Annotated in this window: 14 protein-coding genes; 6 read left to right on the top strand and 8 right to left on the bottom strand. The window is 51.7% G+C overall.

All coding sequences use genetic code 11. The features are described 5' to 3' along the window. Positions 1–38: 38 nt before the first annotated feature. From ENTHG_RS14835 to tkt, 5 genes are all read right to left on the bottom strand, one after another. Positions 39–392 (bottom strand): DUF4156 domain-containing protein, encoded by a 354-nt coding sequence (locus tag ENTHG_RS14835; RefSeq protein ID WP_044181195.1) that lies wholly within the window; start codon positions 390–392, stop codon positions 39–41. Between the two features lie 380 nt (positions 393–772). Beyond that, positions 773–2,140, bottom strand: a complete 1,368-nt coding sequence (ulaA, locus tag ENTHG_RS14830; RefSeq protein WP_044181192.1) for a PTS ascorbate transporter subunit IIC — start codon at positions 2,138–2,140, stop codon at positions 773–775. 40 nt (positions 2,141–2,180) lie between these two features. Then, entirely contained in the window at positions 2,181–2,453 is a 273-nt protein-coding gene (locus tag ENTHG_RS14825; RefSeq protein WP_044181189.1) for a PTS sugar transporter subunit IIB, read from the bottom strand. Between the two features lie 37 nt (positions 2,454–2,490). Continuing rightward, a complete protein-coding gene (locus ENTHG_RS14820; protein WP_044181186.1) occupies positions 2,491–2,955 on the bottom strand; it encodes a PTS sugar transporter subunit IIA in 465 nt (154 codons plus the stop codon). A 26-nt stretch (positions 2,956–2,981) separates the two neighbouring features. Then, entirely contained in the window at positions 2,982–4,991 is a 2,010-nt protein-coding gene (gene tkt / locus ENTHG_RS14815; RefSeq protein ID WP_044182488.1) for a transketolase, read from the bottom strand. 479 nt (positions 4,992–5,470) lie between these two features. Between tkt and ENTHG_RS14810 the strand changes: the two genes are divergently transcribed. Further along, positions 5,471–6,205: a GntR family transcriptional regulator gene (locus ENTHG_RS14810; RefSeq protein ID WP_044181183.1), complete on the top strand. Its 735-nt coding sequence runs from the start codon at positions 5,471–5,473 to the stop codon at positions 6,203–6,205. Positions 6,206–6,559: 354 nt separating this feature from the next. Here the strand turns inward: ENTHG_RS14810 and groL are convergent, their stop codons facing one another. Together groL and ENTHG_RS14800 are read right to left on the bottom strand one after the other, a co-directional pair. After that, positions 6,560–8,206 (bottom strand): chaperonin GroEL, encoded by a 1,647-nt coding sequence (gene groL, locus ENTHG_RS14805; RefSeq protein WP_044181180.1) that lies wholly within the window; start codon positions 8,204–8,206, stop codon positions 6,560–6,562. Positions 8,207–8,251: 45 nt separating this feature from the next. Next, positions 8,252–8,545 (bottom strand): co-chaperone GroES, encoded by a 294-nt coding sequence (locus tag ENTHG_RS14800; RefSeq protein WP_013367964.1) that lies wholly within the window; start codon positions 8,543–8,545, stop codon positions 8,252–8,254. A 251-nt stretch (positions 8,546–8,796) separates the two neighbouring features. On the opposite strand from ENTHG_RS14800, the gene yjeH reads away from it, so the two are divergent. Continuing rightward, complete coding sequence (yjeH, locus tag ENTHG_RS14795; RefSeq protein WP_044181175.1) at positions 8,797–10,035, top strand: L-methionine/branched-chain amino acid transporter; 1,239 nt, start codon at positions 8,797–8,799, stop codon at positions 10,033–10,035. An 18-nt stretch (positions 10,036–10,053) separates the two neighbouring features. Here the strand turns inward: yjeH and ENTHG_RS14790 are convergent, their stop codons facing one another. Continuing rightward, the gene (locus tag ENTHG_RS14790) at positions 10,054–10,524 is read right to left on the bottom strand and encodes an FxsA family protein (protein WP_044181172.1); all 471 of its coding nucleotides are present in this window, start codon (positions 10,522–10,524) and stop codon (positions 10,054–10,056) included. A 336-nt stretch (positions 10,525–10,860) separates the two neighbouring features. Here ENTHG_RS14790 and aspA point away from each other — a divergent pair, with 336 nt between their 5' ends. From aspA to ENTHG_RS14770, 4 genes are all read left to right on the top strand, one after another. Then, positions 10,861–12,297: an aspartate ammonia-lyase gene (gene aspA / locus ENTHG_RS14785; RefSeq protein WP_044181169.1), complete on the top strand. Its 1,437-nt coding sequence runs from the start codon at positions 10,861–10,863 to the stop codon at positions 12,295–12,297. Positions 12,298–12,393: 96 nt separating this feature from the next. Beyond that, a complete protein-coding gene (locus ENTHG_RS14780) occupies positions 12,394–13,695 on the top strand; it encodes an anaerobic C4-dicarboxylate transporter (RefSeq protein WP_044181166.1) in 1,302 nt (433 codons plus the stop codon). 82 nt (positions 13,696–13,777) lie between these two features. Continuing rightward, on the top strand, positions 13,778–14,101 hold the full coding sequence (gene cutA / locus ENTHG_RS14775) for a divalent cation tolerance protein CutA (RefSeq protein WP_044181163.1): 324 nt from the start codon (positions 13,778–13,780) through the stop codon (positions 14,099–14,101). After that, the gene (locus tag ENTHG_RS14770; protein WP_044181160.1) at positions 14,077–15,834 is read left to right on the top strand and encodes a protein-disulfide reductase DsbD; all 1,758 of its coding nucleotides are present in this window, start codon (positions 14,077–14,079) and stop codon (positions 15,832–15,834) included. Before cutA ends, ENTHG_RS14770 begins: the two co-directional genes overlap by 25 nt. The last annotated feature ends 28 nt before the right edge of the window (positions 15,835–15,862 follow it).

Here is a 15,862-nt window from a genome sequence, read left to right as displayed (position 1 = left end):
ATGCCCCTGGCGCAGGCCGGGGGCACCGATCGCTTACATCAGTTCGGGCATTTGAAGACCTGGCCGGTCATTTCACTTGCCGTCGGTACGAAGCTGGAGATAAAGCCTTGGGTTGGGCTGCTAACGTTATAAAGCACGTTACCGCCCATTTGCGCCGCCTGGTTACGCAAAGCGTTGGCCGCGCCGCGCAGGGAGCCGCCCTCTTCACCATGCTGCCCGGATAGCCAGTTGCTCTGCTTACCGGTCGCTGTGCCAAGATACTGGCAATCCGCGCCTGGCTTATCTTCTACAAAGCGAACGCTCTGCCCACCGGCGGATAATTCGTTACCGGTGCTGCAACCGGCCAGCAATAAGGCTGCGCCAACAATCCCTGCTAAATATTTCACGTGCATGTAATTCCCCATTATCAATGAGCTGGACACATTCGTCCGTGTGTAAACCTTATACTAAAAAGATGAACAAAAGAAAAACCCCCGGCCATTTCTGCCCGGGGGTTTTTCGTGCGTAGTTTTGAATTGAGATCTACTCAGCACTCTTGGGCTGCACCGGCTGGTTAGATGTACAGTACATTTTTCATACAAACTACGACTTCAAATGGAATGGTTTGATAAAACCGCCACCACTTCATCGTTAAAATGTCTCATCTTTTTGTACATCAGTAAGCTAGCCCGATTATGGTAGGTACAGGGGCTCTTAGAATGACTAGACCGGCCATACATCCGTGGATGAAGTTCCCCTGTACCATAACTTTTTAAAAGTGCTTAATGACGAATTATTCATCCTCAACTAACACTGGCTTTTTCGCTACGAAGTTATAGATAACCAACAGTGCAAAGATACCCGTCATAACAACAGTAATGATACCCGGAGTCATATAGCGAGCCATATTTCCGAGAACAATACCTGCCACACCAAAATCGGTGTCAGAAAATGTTGTATTGGTTAATCCCAGAGCACCTAACACAGGGATCAACGCAACTGGCAAGAAAGTAATTAATAAGCCATGAGCAAAAGCACCGATCATTGCTCCTCGCTTACCCCCCGTAGCATTACCGAAAACGCCAGCAGTAGCGCCACAGAAAAAGTGAGGGACAACCCCAGGAAGAATGAGCACCCATTTGAGTTGTCCCAGGATAAATAGACCAACTAACCCGCCAATAAAACTGGAAATAAAACCAACAAGTACCGCATTTGGCGCATAGGGGAAGACTATAGGGCAATCAAGTGCAGGTCTTGCATTTGGTACCAATTTTTCTGAAAAACCTGTAAACGCAGGTACTATTTCTGCCAGAATTAAGCGTACACCTTGTAAAATAATGAATACGCCAGCAGCAAAGGTAATAGCCTGAATAAATGAATAAACCAGATAATTCTGACCACTACTAAAATGACTTTCTACATACTCTTTGCCTGCGGAAATAGACAAGACTAAATAGATTACCATCATTGTTAAAGAAATTGAGATCGTGCTGTCACGAAGGAAACTCAAATTCTTAGGCATGTTCATTTCTTCGGTAGATTTTGAACCCTTGCCAACAAGTGAGCCTATCCATCCAGACAACACATACCCGACAGTTCCCGTATGAGCCAGCGCTACCTGATCATTTCCCACGATTTTACGCATGTAAGGCTGCGCAATCGCCGGAAATAATGCCATTAACATTCCCAGGGTAAGTGAACCTGTATAAATAAGCTGTAACCCTTCGAAGCCAGCAACAGAAAGGATAATTGCAACCATACAAGCCATGTAAAAGGTCACATGCCCCGAAAGATAGATATATTTCAGGCGAGTAAATCTGGCAACGACGATATTGGCAACCATACCAAAAGCCATGATAAGCGTAGTCGGCGCCCCATATTTAGCCAGTGCTATGGATACCATCGCTTCATTATTAGGGATGATCCCCTGAACATCAAAAGCCTGCTTAAAAATATCGCCCAGCGGTGTTAACGAAGCGACTAGCACTGATGCCCCGCCGGATAATACTAAAAAGCCCAGGATAGTTTTAATGGTCCCCTTAATGACATCAGGAAACGATTTTTTTTGCGCGATAAGCCCAAACAGGGCCACCAACCCCACAAGAATTGATGGCACCTTCATAACATCGACAACAAACTGTAAAAGGTTTTGAAGAATCATAATAACCTCTAAAGCATAGTAATTTCATACCGATGCCAAACTATTGCTGATTAAAAAATTCTTTTATTTTTTCTTCAACTTCATTGAGGTCAATAAGATTGTTTATAACAATTACTTTTGACTCTGGAAGATTCGCGCTATATGCAATATCTTTCCCCATTACAAAAACATCTGCAAGATCGGGAGTTACCGATCCCAAATCAGAATGTTCAACTTCTGCCGTAATGTTTAATTTTTTGAGGACTTTTTTGATATTCATTTCCATCATGAAACTGCTACCAAGCCCTGCACCGCACACCGCCATGATTTTCATATTTTACCTCATACTATTCTGATTAAAGTTTGTTAACTTACTGAGCAACCGCACTAGTGCCAATTAGAATATCTTGCATTTCTTGAGCACTAGCCGCTTTATAAATTTTAGCCATCTCTTCATCTTCAGAAAGGACTTCTGCTAACTGCGAAATCATCTCTATATGGCTATTACTATCGGGAGCAGAGAACATAAAAATTATGTCCACTGGATCATTTTCTTCTGAACCAAATGTTACCGCCTCACCGATTTTTAATACGGACAACCCCAAAGAGAGAGCGCCTTGTTCTGGCCGGGCATGGGGCATCGCGATCCGAGGCGCAATCACAAAATAGGGACCTACTTCTTCTTTTTGTTTGATAATTGCTTCAACATAATTATGTGAAATAGCACCTTCAGCTAAAAGAGGGCGTGCCGCGAAGCAAATGGCCTCTTTCCAGTCAGATACTGATTCAACGTATTGTACTTTGTGACTATTAAGCCAGCGTGATAAAACGGCCATGTATATCCCTTAAAAACACATAAATATTAATGTAACGGTGTTTGCTGAACCAACATGCGAGCAACACTGGTGACATTCTCTTCAGTAAAACCAAAATGTTGGAACAGGACATTTGCGGGCGCTGATTCACCAAAGGATTTCATTCCTATTACTTTGCCATCAAGGCCAACATAGCGCTCCCAGAACCCTTCAATACTGGCTTCAACAGCAAGACGAGCGCGTACATTCTTAGGAAGCACTGACTCTTTATATAAATCATCCTGTTTGTCAAAGCGCTCCGTACAAGGAATGGAAACGACACGGATTTGATACCCCTCCTGAGTCAGAGTGGTTGCTGCTGAAACGACAAGTTCAATTTCAGAGCCAGCAGAAATAAGTATTAAATCGGGTTGGCTGTCGCAGTCGACCAGAACATAGCCGCCACGAGAAATATTCGCTAACTGCGTTGTGTTGCGAGGCTGCTGCTTTAGAGGCTGTCTGGTAAGGATAAGGGCTGCGGGTCCATCCTTACGCTCAATAGCCTGCTGCCAGGCAACGGCAACTTCAACCTGATCGCAACCGCGCCAGGTTTCCATATTTGGCGTGAGTCGCAGCGAGGCTAACTGTTCAACGGGCTGATGTGTAGGTCCATCTTCACCCAGTCCAATAGTGTCATGGGTATAAACGAAAATGGAGCGAATTTTCATCAACGCGGCCATTCGAACTGCGTTACACGCATATTCCATAAACATCAGGAATGTGCCGCCATATGGAATGAATCCTCCATGTAACGCCAGACCATTCATAATGGCGGACATGCCGAATTCGCGCACGCCATAAGAGATATAATTACCTTCTGGATGTGAATCGCTAAAATCGACAGAACCGTTATGCCGCGTCAGATTTGACGGTGATAAATCTGCCGACCCGCCCATCAATTCCGGTAACATATCGCCATAACAATTGAGCCAATTTTGACTCACTTGTCGTGTGGCAAGGTTTGCCGGATTAGCCTGCAATTTTTGAATGTAAGCATTAATCTCTTCTGACCATTGCTTCGGCAATTCTCCGCTCATGCGACGAAGAAATTCGCGCGCCAGCTGCGGCCATTCTTGTTCATAAGCGGAAAATAATACATTCCACTCGTGCTCAATTTTCCGCCCATTTTCAGTTGCATCCCAGGCTTTATAAATATGCTCAGGGATTTCAAAAGGCGCATAAGGCCAGCCAAGATTTTCACGTACTAACGCGACCTCGGCAGTCCCCAAAGCTGAGCCATGACAGTCATGACTATTTGCTTTATTAGGTGAGCCAAAGCCAATAATAGTTTTGCAGCATAACAAACTTGGCTTATCGGTCACTGATTTAGCTTGCAGAACAGCAGCATCCACCGCGCTGGGATCGTGGCCATCCACATTCTCAATAACATGCCAGCCATAAGCCCGGAAACGTTCCGCTGTGTTTTCTGCGAACCACCCATCGACATGCCCATCAATGGAGATACCATTGTCATCCCAAACGGCAATGAGCTTTCCTAACTGTAATGTCCCAGCTAAACCGCATGCTTCGTGGGAAATACCTTCCATTAAACAACCATCGCCCATGAACAACCAGGTGTAGTGATCAACGATTTCAAAACCGGGTTTATTGAACTGGGCCGCTAATGCTTTTTCCGCAATAGCCATACCCACGGCATTAGCAACGCCCTGCCCAAGCGGACCTGTTGTCGTTTCTACACCAGGGGTATATCCGTATTCAGGGTGACCAGGCGTACGCGAATGAAGCTGACGAAATGCCTGGATATCATCGATGGTGATATCGTAACCAGTAAGATGCAGGAGCGAATATAACAGCATTGAGCCATGCCCATTAGATTGCACATAGCGATCACGATTAGCCCATTGAGGGTTTTTCGGGTTATGCCGCATATGGCGACGCCACACGACTTCTGCAATATCTGCCATACCCATCGGGGCCCCGGGATGACCTGAATTCGCTTTTTGAATCGCATCAATACTTAGAAATCTGATGGCGTTAGCTAACTCTCTGTTTTCCATGCTCAGCGTTCTCTTTTTTTCCTGTTCATAAAGTTGGCATAAGAAAAAGATACCGTTATAGCGCAGATAAATATGTACAGACATATCACTGTGTAAAAAGTAACTTTTGCTTTACTCCTTTGTACCAGGCTGGGTGGCAAAGCGTCAAACGTTCATTCCCATGAACAGACTCTTGACGACATTTCTTTATAAAACAGTAAGTTAAAAAAATATCCTGATTTATCTAACATTCGCGCTTCTCTCAAAAGAAGTATAGACATGTTCAATTTGTCTAGTCATCTTGATGATGCACATAGACGTGTACAGATACAATATGCAAAAATGGATTTTGGTGAGATAACGGGCTCGTGAATTCAAATTTGTTAACTTGATCACAATCCGGAGTAAACAGTCTGGTAGGAAGAAATCAAAGTCAGGCATACATGTCCCACCAAAGCGCGTTGTGTGCCAAACTTTGCATTTATCAGGAAATTACGTTGATGGTCGATAGCATTACAGAGAAACAAAAAGAGGTTGTCGATTACATCCTCCAAAAAATAAAGAATGATGGGCTTCTTCCCGGCGACAAACTGGATACAGAGATTGCTATCGCTAAAAATATCGGTATTACGCGCGCGACGGTGCGGGAAGCTACAAGGATATTGATTGAACAGCAGAGAATTTATCGCGTTAAAGGGTCAGGTCTTTTTGTAGGCTCAATCGGTAAAAGCAATCATTCAGGTCGTTTTCATGCTCTTTCACCATTTGATTTTCAAGCGCAAAAAAATGGTCATAAAGGCATCAGGAAAGTCATTAATGTAAGCATTATGAAAGTGCCTTCTGCTGAAATGGCGCAAGCACTACGTATTAAGAATAGCGATCAAGTCTATAAAATACTTCGTCTCATGTGTTTTGATGATATTCCGGTAGCACTTGAACATATTCACTTACCTGTCAGCATGTTTACTAGCATGGAATTCAGCCAACTTGAAACGTCTAAATATACGTATATAGAGACATTAACCGGGAAAAAAGTACAGCGTAGGGATCAAAATCTTGCGTCGATAAACCTGTCAGATCCGTACATCGCTAACCTTCTGAACTTAAAAGAAAATGATGCTGTGATGGAGATAAACGAAACGGTCTACCTCGATGACGGGACGCCCTGCGAAGTAAATATTGCAATTATCAATACACGACTTTTTCCGCTAAGGCAGAACACGGAACGCTCATAGTTCTAATCTACTGGATGGGGAATTTAAGCAACGTTATTACATAAAACCTGTACTAATCATCAGCAGGTATTATTTATTGCATGGTATTGCACTGAGAAATTCATTCTGCATTGCGGAATATATAATCGAATACGAATTATTTGAGTAGCGAAATGACGTCAGCAAGCTTTTTCCGCCAGGAGAGCGTCTCGGTATTTATTTCAAATGAACGGTAGTAGGTAGAGAAGCAATACGAGCGTGATTAAGTAGCATACAAGAGCGGGGACTAGCCCCGCTCTTAATACAGACGTTAGCTGAATTTAAATGAAAAATCACTTTCATTCAGCTTCGCAGAGTAATTCGACTTGCGTCAAATTACATCATGCCGCCCATACCACCCATGCCACCCATACCACCAGCAGCACCTAAGTCAGGCGCGTCGCTTTTCGGCAGGTCGGTCACCATGCATTCGGTGGTGATCATCAGGCCAGCAACAGATGCCGCGTACTGCAGCGCGGAACGGGTTACCTTGGTCGGATCCAGGATACCCATGTCGATCATGTTGCCGTACTCTTCGGTCGCCGCGTTGTAACCGTAGTTACCGTCGCCCGCTTTAACGGTGTTCGCCACAACAGACGGCTCTTCACCGCAGTTCAGCACGATCTGACGCAGCGGAGCTTCCATTGCGCGCAGCGCAACTTTGATACCCACGTTCTGGTCTTCGTTCTGGCCTTTCAGCTCAGCGATTTTGCTCGCAACGCGAATCAGCGCCACGCCGCCACCGGCAACCACGCCTTCTTCCACCGCAGCACGGGTCGCGTGCAGGGCGTCTTCAACGCGTGCTTTTTTCTCTTTCATTTCAACTTCGGTCGCAGCACCCACTTTGATAACCGCAACGCCGCCTGCCAGTTTCGCTACGCGCTCCTGCAGTTTTTCACGGTCGTAATCGGAAGTGGCTTCTTCGATCTGCTGACGAATCTGACCAACACGGCCCTGAATTGCCGCTTCGTCGCCCACGCCATCGATGATGGTGGTGGTGTCTTTGTTGATCACAACGCGTTTTGCCTGGCCCAGGTCTTCCAGGGTGGCTTTTTCCAGCTCCATACCGATCTCTTCGGAGATAACGGTACCGCCGGTCAGGATTGCGATATCCTGCAGCATCGCTTTACGACGGTCGCCAAAGCCCGGCGCTTTCACCGCAGCCACTTTCACGATACCGCGCATGGTGTTAACCACCAGGGTCGCCAGCGCTTCGCCTTCAACGTCTTCGGCAATGATAACCAGCGGTTTGCCAGCTTTAGCAACAGCTTCCAGAACCGGCAGCATTTCGCGGATGTTGGAGATTTTCTTATCAGCCAGCAGGATGAACGGGCTTTCCAGTTCTACTGCGCCAGTTTCCGGCTTGTTAATGAAGTAAGGGGACAGGTAACCGCGGTCGAACTGCATACCTTCAACCACGTCCAGTTCGTCCTGCAGACCGGTACCGTCTTCAACGGTGATCACGCCTTCTTTACCGACTTTGTCCATCGCTTCAGCGATCAGTTTACCTACGGTTTCGTCGGAGTTAGCGGAGATAGTACCTACCTGCGCGATAGCTTTGGAGTCAGAGCACGGTACGGACAGCGCTTTCAGCTCTTCAACAGCGGCCAGCACGGCTTTGTCGATGCCGCGCTTGAGGTCCATCGGGTTCATGCCCGCAGCAACGGCTTTCAGACCTTCGGTGATGATAGCCTGCGCCAGTACGGTCGCGGTGGTGGTGCCGTCGCCCGCTGCGTCGTTCGCTTTAGAGGCCACTTCTTTCACCATCTGCGCGCCCATGTTTTCGAACTTGTCTTCCAGCTCGATTTCACGCGCTACGGAAACGCCGTCTTTGGTGATGTTCGGCGCGCCGAAGGATTTGTCCAGCACTACGTTGCGGCCTTTCGGGCCCAGGGTCACTTTAACTGCGTCTGCCAGTACGTTTACGCCGCGCAGCATTTTCACACGAGCGTCGTTACCGAATTTTACGTCTTTAGCTGCCATTTTAATCTTTCCCTTAAATTCGTATGTTTCAGTGTCGTTCGCGGATTACGCTTCAACAATTGCCAGAATGTCGCTTTCGGACATGATCAGCACTTCTTCGTTGTCGATTTTTTCGGACTTCACGCCGTAGCCATCGTTGAAAATAACGATGTCGCCAACTTTAACGTCCAGCGGCTGCACGGTCCCATTTTCCAGGATGCGGCCTTTACCGACTGCGATGATTTCGCCACGTGTTGACTTACCTGCCGCAGAACCGGTCAGAACGATGCCACCAGCAGATTTAGATTCAACTTCTTTACGTTTGACGATCACACGATCATGTAGCGGACGAATACTCATTGATAGCTCTCCTTTGAGAAAGTCTTTATCAGTTATGGGTTACGCCGGTCCGTAAAGGTTCTCCGGCTGGTGACCAGAGAGATGGGGATGGCAATTTCCCCCTTCAAGGGGGAAATCAAAAAAAATCGCACCAAAGGCGCAAAAAGAAAAATCCCCCTGGAAAACGCAGCGCCAGGTCAAGAGCCATAAGCAAAAACGATTGTGGTAGCATGACGTCTCATTAAGCGTGAATGACAAGCGAGAAAGCGGGCATGAGTGGATTAAAGCAGGAGCTGGGGCTGGCACAGGGAATTGGCCTGCTGGCGACATCGTTACTGGGCACTGGCGTGTTTGCCGTCCCGGCGCTGGCGGCGCTGGCGGCGGGTGACGACAGCCTGTGGGCGTGGCCGCTGCTGATTGTGCTGGTCTTTCCGATAGCCATCGTCTTTGCGGTGCTTGGCCGACAGTTTCCCAGCGCGGGGGGCGTCGCCTACTTTGTCGGCATGGCCTTTGGCCCTCGCCTGGAGCGGGTCACCGGCTGGCTGTTTCTTTCGGTGATTCCCGTGGGGCTGCCCGCCGCGCTGCATATCGCCGCCGGGTTCTGGCAGGGCATGTTTGGCTGGCAGGGCGCGCAGCTGCTTTTAGCGGAGCTGGCGACGCTGGCGCTAATCTGGCTGGTGGGTACGCGCGGCGCGGGTTCAAGCGCCAATTTGCAGAGCATCATTGCCGGGCTGATTGTCGCGCTGATCGTCGCCATCTGGTGGCGCGGCGGATTAACGCTGACGACTATCCCCTTCCCTGCGCCCGCCGATGTTTCGCTTTCGGCGATGAGCGCCTCGCTGGCGGTCATGTTCTGGTGCTTTGTCGGCCTTGAGGCCTTCGCCCATCTGGCCTCTGAATTTAAGCAACCGGAGCGCGATTTTCCGCGGGCGCTGATGATTGGCCTGCTGCTGGCCGGCTCCGTCTACTGGGCCTGTACGGTGGTGGTACTCCACTTCCCCCTCTGGCATGACGACGGCGCGGCCGCCTCGCTGCCGCTTATTGTCGTGGCGTTGTTTGGCAAACAGGCGCAGTGGATAGCCTGCATCATCGGCTACCTGGCCTGCTTCGCCAGCCTGAATATCTATATTCAGAGCTTCGCCCGGCTGGTCTGGTCGCAGGCGCAGTACAGGCCGCAAAGCCCGCTGGCGCGTCTCTCCGCGAAGCGTATCCCTCTCAATGCCCTCAATGCCGTGCTGGCCTGCTGCGTTATCTGTACGCTGGGTATTTACGCATTCTCGATAAATCTTGATACGCTCATCATTTACGCCAACGGGATTTTTATTCTGATTTATCTGCTGTGCATGCTGGCAGGATGCCGTTTGCTGAAAGGGCGTTACAAAGCGCTGGCGTGGATCGGCAGCGTGCTGTGCCTGCTGCTGCTGGCGATCCCCGGCTGGAAAAGCCTGTACGCGATTGTGATGCTGGCGGGGCTGTGGCTGCTGCTGCCGCAGCGGCGGGCAGTGGCGTAAAGGCCGCTGCCCTGGTGATTACAGATCGTCTTTGTGATCGAGCCGGTCACGGCCATCTTCTTTGCGCTGGTACTCACCCTCGAAGGTGTTGCCCGCGCCTGGCCCCGCGCTGAATCCACCTCCCGGCATACGGGAAAAACGCAGGTGCGGCATCAGCTTTAAGGTCAGATGTTTTTGCACCGGCGGCAAGAGCAGCAGCAGGCCGAGGAAATCGGTAAAGAAACCCGGCAAGAGCAGCAGCAGGCCGGAAATAATCAGCGATACGCTTTTGATCATCTCCGCCGCCGGGCTCTCACCCGCGGCCATTTTCTGCTGCATCATTATCAGGTTTTTAAAACCCTGGTTGCGTACCAGCGACATGCCAATAACGGACGTGAAAATCACCAGAATCAGCGTCAGCAGCACGCCAAAGACATGCGCCACCTGGATGAAAATCGAAATCTCAATGTAAACATATAAAAAAACTGCAATTAGCGGTATCCAGCGCACTGGTATCTCCTTGTCTGAACGGACGCGCCCGGCACCCGTCGATGAATTTTTGCGATTCGCATAGCTAATGAGATGGTGGCGGCGGCCGGAAAATTCAAATTTTCTGATAATTATTTTTCTGATGCATGTTAAGCGGTGATTCATTTCACAGATTGATGATTCTGCTGCTGCCGCGACAATAATAAGTGATCCAGATTACGGCATTTCGCTATTATCAGAATATGATCGCGTCCATCCAGCGGAATCAGGGGATAATCGTCGGTCAGAAATCACACATATCCACATATATACTGTGTGTTTGGTGCATTCATTGGTAGCTTGAAAGAGAAGGTTCACATGTTAAACAACATTCGTATCGAAGAAGATTTGTTGGGCACCAGGGAAGTTCCGGCTGATGCCTACTACGGCGTGCATACTCTGAGAGCGATTGAAAACTTTTACATCAGTAACAGCAAAATCAGCGATATCCCGGAATTTGTCCGCGGCATGGTGATGGTGAAGAAAGCGGCGGCGCTGGCGAACAAAGAGCTGCACACCATTCCGAAGAGTATTGCTAACGCTATCGTTGCGGCATGTGACGAAGTCCTGAATAACGGCAAATGCATGGATCAGTTCCCGGTCGACGTCTATCAGGGCGGCGCGGGCACGTCGGTCAATATGAATACCAACGAAGTGCTGGCCAACATTGGTCTGGAGCTGATGGGCCACCAGAAAGGGGAATATCAGTACCTTAACCCCAACGATCATGTGAACAAATGCCAGTCCACTAACGATGCCTACCCTACCGGTTTTCGCATCGCGGTTTACACCTCTATTCTCAAGCTTAACGACGCCATCAGCCAGCTGGGCGACGGCTTTGAGCGCAAAGCCGGCGAGTTCCGCGACGTGCTGAAGATGGGCCGCACCCAGCTACAGGATGCGGTGCCGATGACCCTCGGCCAGGAGTTCCACGCTTTCAACGTGCTGCTCAATGAAGAGACCAAAAACCTGCTGCGCACTTCCGAGCTGCTGCTGGAAGTGAACCTCGGCGCGACGGCGATCGGCACGCGTCTGAACACGCCGGACGGCTACCAGCAGCTGGCGGTGCAAAAGCTGGCGGAGGTAAGCAACCTGCCGGTGGTGCCGGCGGAAGATTTGATCGAGGCGACCTCGGACTGCGGCGCCTACGTGATGGTACACAGCGCCCTTAAGCGACTGGCCGTCAAGCTCTCTAAAATCTGTAACGACCTGCGCCTGCTCTCATCTGGCCCGCGCGCCGGCCTGAATGAAATTAACCTGCCGGAACTGCAGGCAGGCTCCTCCATCATGCCCGCAAAGGTCAACCCGGTGGTGCCGGAGGTGGTAAACCAGGTCTGCTTCAAGGTTATTGGCAATGACACCACGGTGACCATGGCCTCCGAAGCGGGTCAGCTGCAGCTTAACGTGATGGAGCCGGTCATCGGCCAGGCGATGTTTGAGTCTATCCATATCCTGACCAACGCCTGCTACAACCTGCTGGAAAAATGCGTGAACGGCATTACCGCGAACAAAGCCGTTTGCGAGGGCTATGTCTATAATTCTATTGGTATCGTCACCTACCTTAACCCCTTTATCGGCCACCATAACGGCGACATCGTCGGCAAAATCTGCGCCGAAACGGGTAAAAGCGTACGGGAAGTGGTGCTTGAGCGCGGCCTGCTCACAGAAGCGGAGCTGGATGACATTTTCTCCGCGCAGAACCTGATGCACCCGGCCTACAAGGCAAAACGTTATACCGATGAAAGCGAACAATAGCGCTGGCGGCTGAGAGCAGAAAGGCGCGTCAACCGACGTGCCTTTTTTTTGGCCTTCGCGCGGAAATTCACTCTCACGACCCAAAGGAAGGCAATTATGTTTGCTGCAGAACTTGTTCTTGTCTTGCTGGCTATCTATCTCGGCGCAAGGCTCGGGGGCATCGGTATTGGTTTTGCCGGTGGCCTTGGGGTACTGGCGCTTACCCTCTTTTTCCAGATTAAACCCGGCGCGATCCCATTCGACGTTATCGAAATTATCATGGCGGTCATTGCGGCCATCGCCGCCATGCAGGTGGCGGGCGGGATGGATTATCTGGTGAGCCTGGCGGAGCGTCTGCTACGCCGCCACCCGAAATACATTACCTTCCTTGCGCCGCTGGTGACCTGGTTTATGACGGTGCTTGCGGGCACCGGGCATACGGCCTTTTCCACGCTGCCGGTGATTACCGAAGTGGCGAAGGAACAGGGTATTCGCCCTTCACGACCGCTCTCTATTGCCGTGGTGGCCTCGCAAATCGCCATCACCGCCTCGCCCATCTCCGCCGCCGTGGTCTTCTTTGCCGGCATCCTGGAGCCGCTGGGGGTGAGTTACCTGACGCTGCTGGCCATCTGCATTCCGGTGACGCTGATTGCCGTCATGCTCACCGCCATTGTTTGTAACTTCCTGGGCGCGGAGTTAAAAGACGATCCTGTTTATCAGGAGCGGCTGGCGAAGGGGGAGGTGAAGCTGCGGGGAAATCAAGTATTTACCCTCAAACCTCACGCTAAACGCTCCGTGCTGCTGTTTCTCATCGGCATTATCGCCGTCATGCTCTACGCCACCGCCATCAGCCCGAACGTGGGGCTTGTCGCTGACCCGGTTTTGCCGCGTAACGAAGCGATCGTGGTCTTTATGCTGACTGTCGCCACGCTCATCTGCCTGAGCTGTAAAATCGATACTGGCGAAATCCTCAACGCCAGCACGTTTAAATCGGGGATGAGCGCCTGTATCTGCGTGCTCGGCGTCGCCTGGCTGGGGGATACCTTTGTCAAAAACCATATCAAAGACATCGAGACCGTGGCCGGTAACCTGCTGCAAAGCTACCCGTGGCTGCTGGCGGTGGTGCTCTTTTTTGCCTCTACCCTGCTCTATTCTCAGGCGGCCACCACCAAAGCGCTGATGCCCGCCGCGCTGATGCTGGGAGTCAGCCCGCTGACCGCCGTCGCCTCTTTTGCTGCGGTTTCGGCGCTGTTTGTTCTGCCTACCTACCCGACGCTGCTGGCGGCGGTAGAGATGGACGACACCGGCTCGACGCGCATTGGTAAATATGTTTTTAACCATGCGTTTCTTATACCTGGTGTGATTGCCATTTCACTGTGCGTGCTGCTGGGCTTTGTGTTCGGCGGCTTACTGATGTAAAAGTGCTTAAAAATGGGCCGCGCTGCGGCCCGATAGGATCGCGCGTGGTATAGTCGCTTTTTTCGCGACGAAGAGGTAAACGATGAACACGCCCGATGCTGTTGTTGTACTCTGCACCGCCCCGGATGAAGCCACCGCCCAGGAGCTGGCGGCCAAAGTGCTTTCCGACAGGCTCGCCGCCTGCGTCACCCTCCTTCCCGGCGCAACCTCGATGTATTACTGGGAAGGCAAGCTGGAGCAGGAGTATGAAGTACAGCTGCTGCTGAAAAGCGATGTCGCGCACCTGGAAGATCTCTTCGCCTGCATTAAATCGCATCACCCTTACCAGACCCCAGAACTGCTCGCTTTGCCGGTTACACACGGAGATTTTGATTACCTCTCATGGCTCAACGCATCTTTACGCTGATACTGCTGCTGTGCAGTGCGCCCGCTTTCGCTGGTTTATTTGACGCTCCTGGCCGCTCAGACTTTGTTCCGGCGGACCGGGCGTTTATGTTCGATTTTCAACAAAATCAGCACGACCTTACCCTCAGCTGGCAGGTGAAAGAGGGCTACTACCTCTACCGCCAGCAGGTAAAGCTCTCTGCGCAGCAGGCTACGTTCTCGCCTCCGCAGCTGCCCGCCGGGACAGAACATGAAGATGAATTTTACGGTAAAAGCGAGATTTACCGGCAGCGGTTAAACCTGCCGGTGAATATTGAGCAAGCGGCCAAAGGGGCGACGCTGACGGTCACGTACCAGGGCTGCGCGGACGCGGGTTTTTGTTATCCCCCGGAGACGAAGGTCATTCCGCTTAGCGAGGTGCGCCCGCTTGCCCAGCCTGTTCCCGCCGGGGAGAGGGGCGACACCACACCTGATACATCTGCCCAGTCTGTTCCCCCTCTCCCCTCCGGGGAGAGGGCCGGGGTGAGGGGCGACAGCGCCCCAGATCTGCCCTTCTCCGCCCTTTGGGCGCTGCTTATTGGCATCGGCGTCGCCTTTACCCCCTGCGTATTGCCCATGTACCCGCTGATCTCCGGCATCGTGCTGGGCGGCAAACAGCGGCTCTCCACGGGCCGCACGCTGCTGCTGGCATTCCTCTATGTACAAGGCATGGCGCTGACCTACACCGCGCTCGGCCTGGTGGTGGCCGCCGCCGGGCTGCAGTTCCAGGCCGCGCTCCAGCACCCGTATGTGCTGATCGGTTTATCGGTGGTCTTTATCCTGCTCGCGCTGTCGATGTTCGGCCTCTTCACGCTGCAGCTGCCCTCTTCCCTGCAAACCCGCCTGACACTGCTGAGTAACCGCCAGCAGGGCGGCTCGGCGGGCGGCGTCTTTGCGATGGGGGCGATTGCCGGGCTTATCTGCTCCCCCTGCACCACCGCCCCGCTCAGCGCCATTCTGCTCTATATCGCCCAGAGCGGTAACCTGTGGCTGGGCGGCGGTACGCTCTACCTGTATGCGCTGGGCATGGGGCTACCGTTGATGCTGGTGACGGTATTCGGTAACCGGCTGCTGCCGAAAAGCGGGCCGTGGATGGCGCAGGTTAAAACGGCCTTCGGCTTTGTTATCCTGGCGCTGCCGGTGTTCCTGCTGGAGCGCGTGCTGGGCGAAAGCTGGGGGCTGCGCCTGTGGTCGCTGCTCGGCGTCGCCTTTTTCAGCTGGGCCTTTATTGAGAGCCTGGCAGCGAAACGCCCCGTTATGCGGATAGCGCAAATCGTCTTGCTGGGCGCGGCGCTGGTCTGCGCCCGCCCGTTGCAGGACTGGGCGTTTGGCCAGCCCGCGGCGCAAAGCCAGGCGCATCTCTCCTTCACAAGCGTTAAGACGGTAGAAGATCTTAACCAGGCGCTGGCGCAGGCGAAGGGCCGCCCGGTGATGCTGGATCTCTATGCCGACTGGTGCGTCGCCTGCAAAGAGTTTGAGAAGTACACCTTTAGCGACAAACAGGTACAGGCGGCGCTGCAAAATAGCGTCTTATTACAGGCGGACGTCACCGCCAACGACGCGCAGGATAAGGCCCTGCTGCGCCACTTACAGGTTCTTGGCTTGCCCACCATTCTCTTTTTCGACGCACAAGGGCATGAACTGCCCGCGCAGCGCGTTACCGGCTTTATGGATGCGCCCGCTTTCGCCGCGCATTTGCGCAATCGCGCGCCGTAAACAACACTTGGATGGGGAAGCAGGCCTA

The organism is Phytobacter massiliensis JC163, assembly GCF_000321045.1.
GTDB classification, from domain to species: domain Bacteria; phylum Pseudomonadota; class Gammaproteobacteria; order Enterobacterales; family Enterobacteriaceae; genus Phytobacter_A; species Phytobacter_A massiliensis.
This window is presented reverse-complemented; position numbering and strand designations above follow the sequence as displayed.

Coding starts and splice junctions, on each gene's coding strand:
- ENTHG_RS14835 (WP_044181195.1), bottom strand. CDS start 392: ATGCACGTGAAATATTTAGCAGGGATTGTTGGCGCAGCCTTATTGCTG.
- ulaA (WP_044181192.1), bottom strand. CDS start 2,140: ATGATTCTTCAAAACCTTTTACAGTTTGTTGTCGATGTTATGAAGGTG.
- ENTHG_RS14825 (WP_044181189.1), bottom strand. CDS start 2,453: ATGAAAATCATGGCGGTGTGCGGTGCAGGGCTTGGTAGCAGTTTCATG.
- ENTHG_RS14820 (WP_044181186.1), bottom strand. CDS start 2,955: ATGGCCGTTTTATCACGCTGGCTTAATAGTCACAAAGTACAATACGTT.
- tkt (WP_044182488.1), bottom strand. CDS start 4,991: ATGGAAAACAGAGAGTTAGCTAACGCCATCAGATTTCTAAGTATTGAT.
- ENTHG_RS14810 (WP_044181183.1), top strand. CDS start 5,471: ATGGTCGATAGCATTACAGAGAAACAAAAAGAGGTTGTCGATTACATC.
- groL (WP_044181180.1), bottom strand. CDS start 8,206: ATGGCAGCTAAAGACGTAAAATTCGGTAACGACGCTCGTGTGAAAATG.
- ENTHG_RS14800 (WP_013367964.1), bottom strand. CDS start 8,545: ATGAGTATTCGTCCGCTACATGATCGTGTGATCGTCAAACGTAAAGAA.
- yjeH (WP_044181175.1), top strand. CDS start 8,797: ATGAGTGGATTAAAGCAGGAGCTGGGGCTGGCACAGGGAATTGGCCTG.
- aspA (WP_044181169.1), top strand. CDS start 10,861: ATGTTAAACAACATTCGTATCGAAGAAGATTTGTTGGGCACCAGGGAA.
- ENTHG_RS14780 (WP_044181166.1), top strand. CDS start 12,394: ATGTTTGCTGCAGAACTTGTTCTTGTCTTGCTGGCTATCTATCTCGGC.
- cutA (WP_044181163.1), top strand. CDS start 13,778: ATGAACACGCCCGATGCTGTTGTTGTACTCTGCACCGCCCCGGATGAA.
- ENTHG_RS14770 (WP_044181160.1), top strand. CDS start 14,077: ATGGCTCAACGCATCTTTACGCTGATACTGCTGCTGTGCAGTGCGCCC.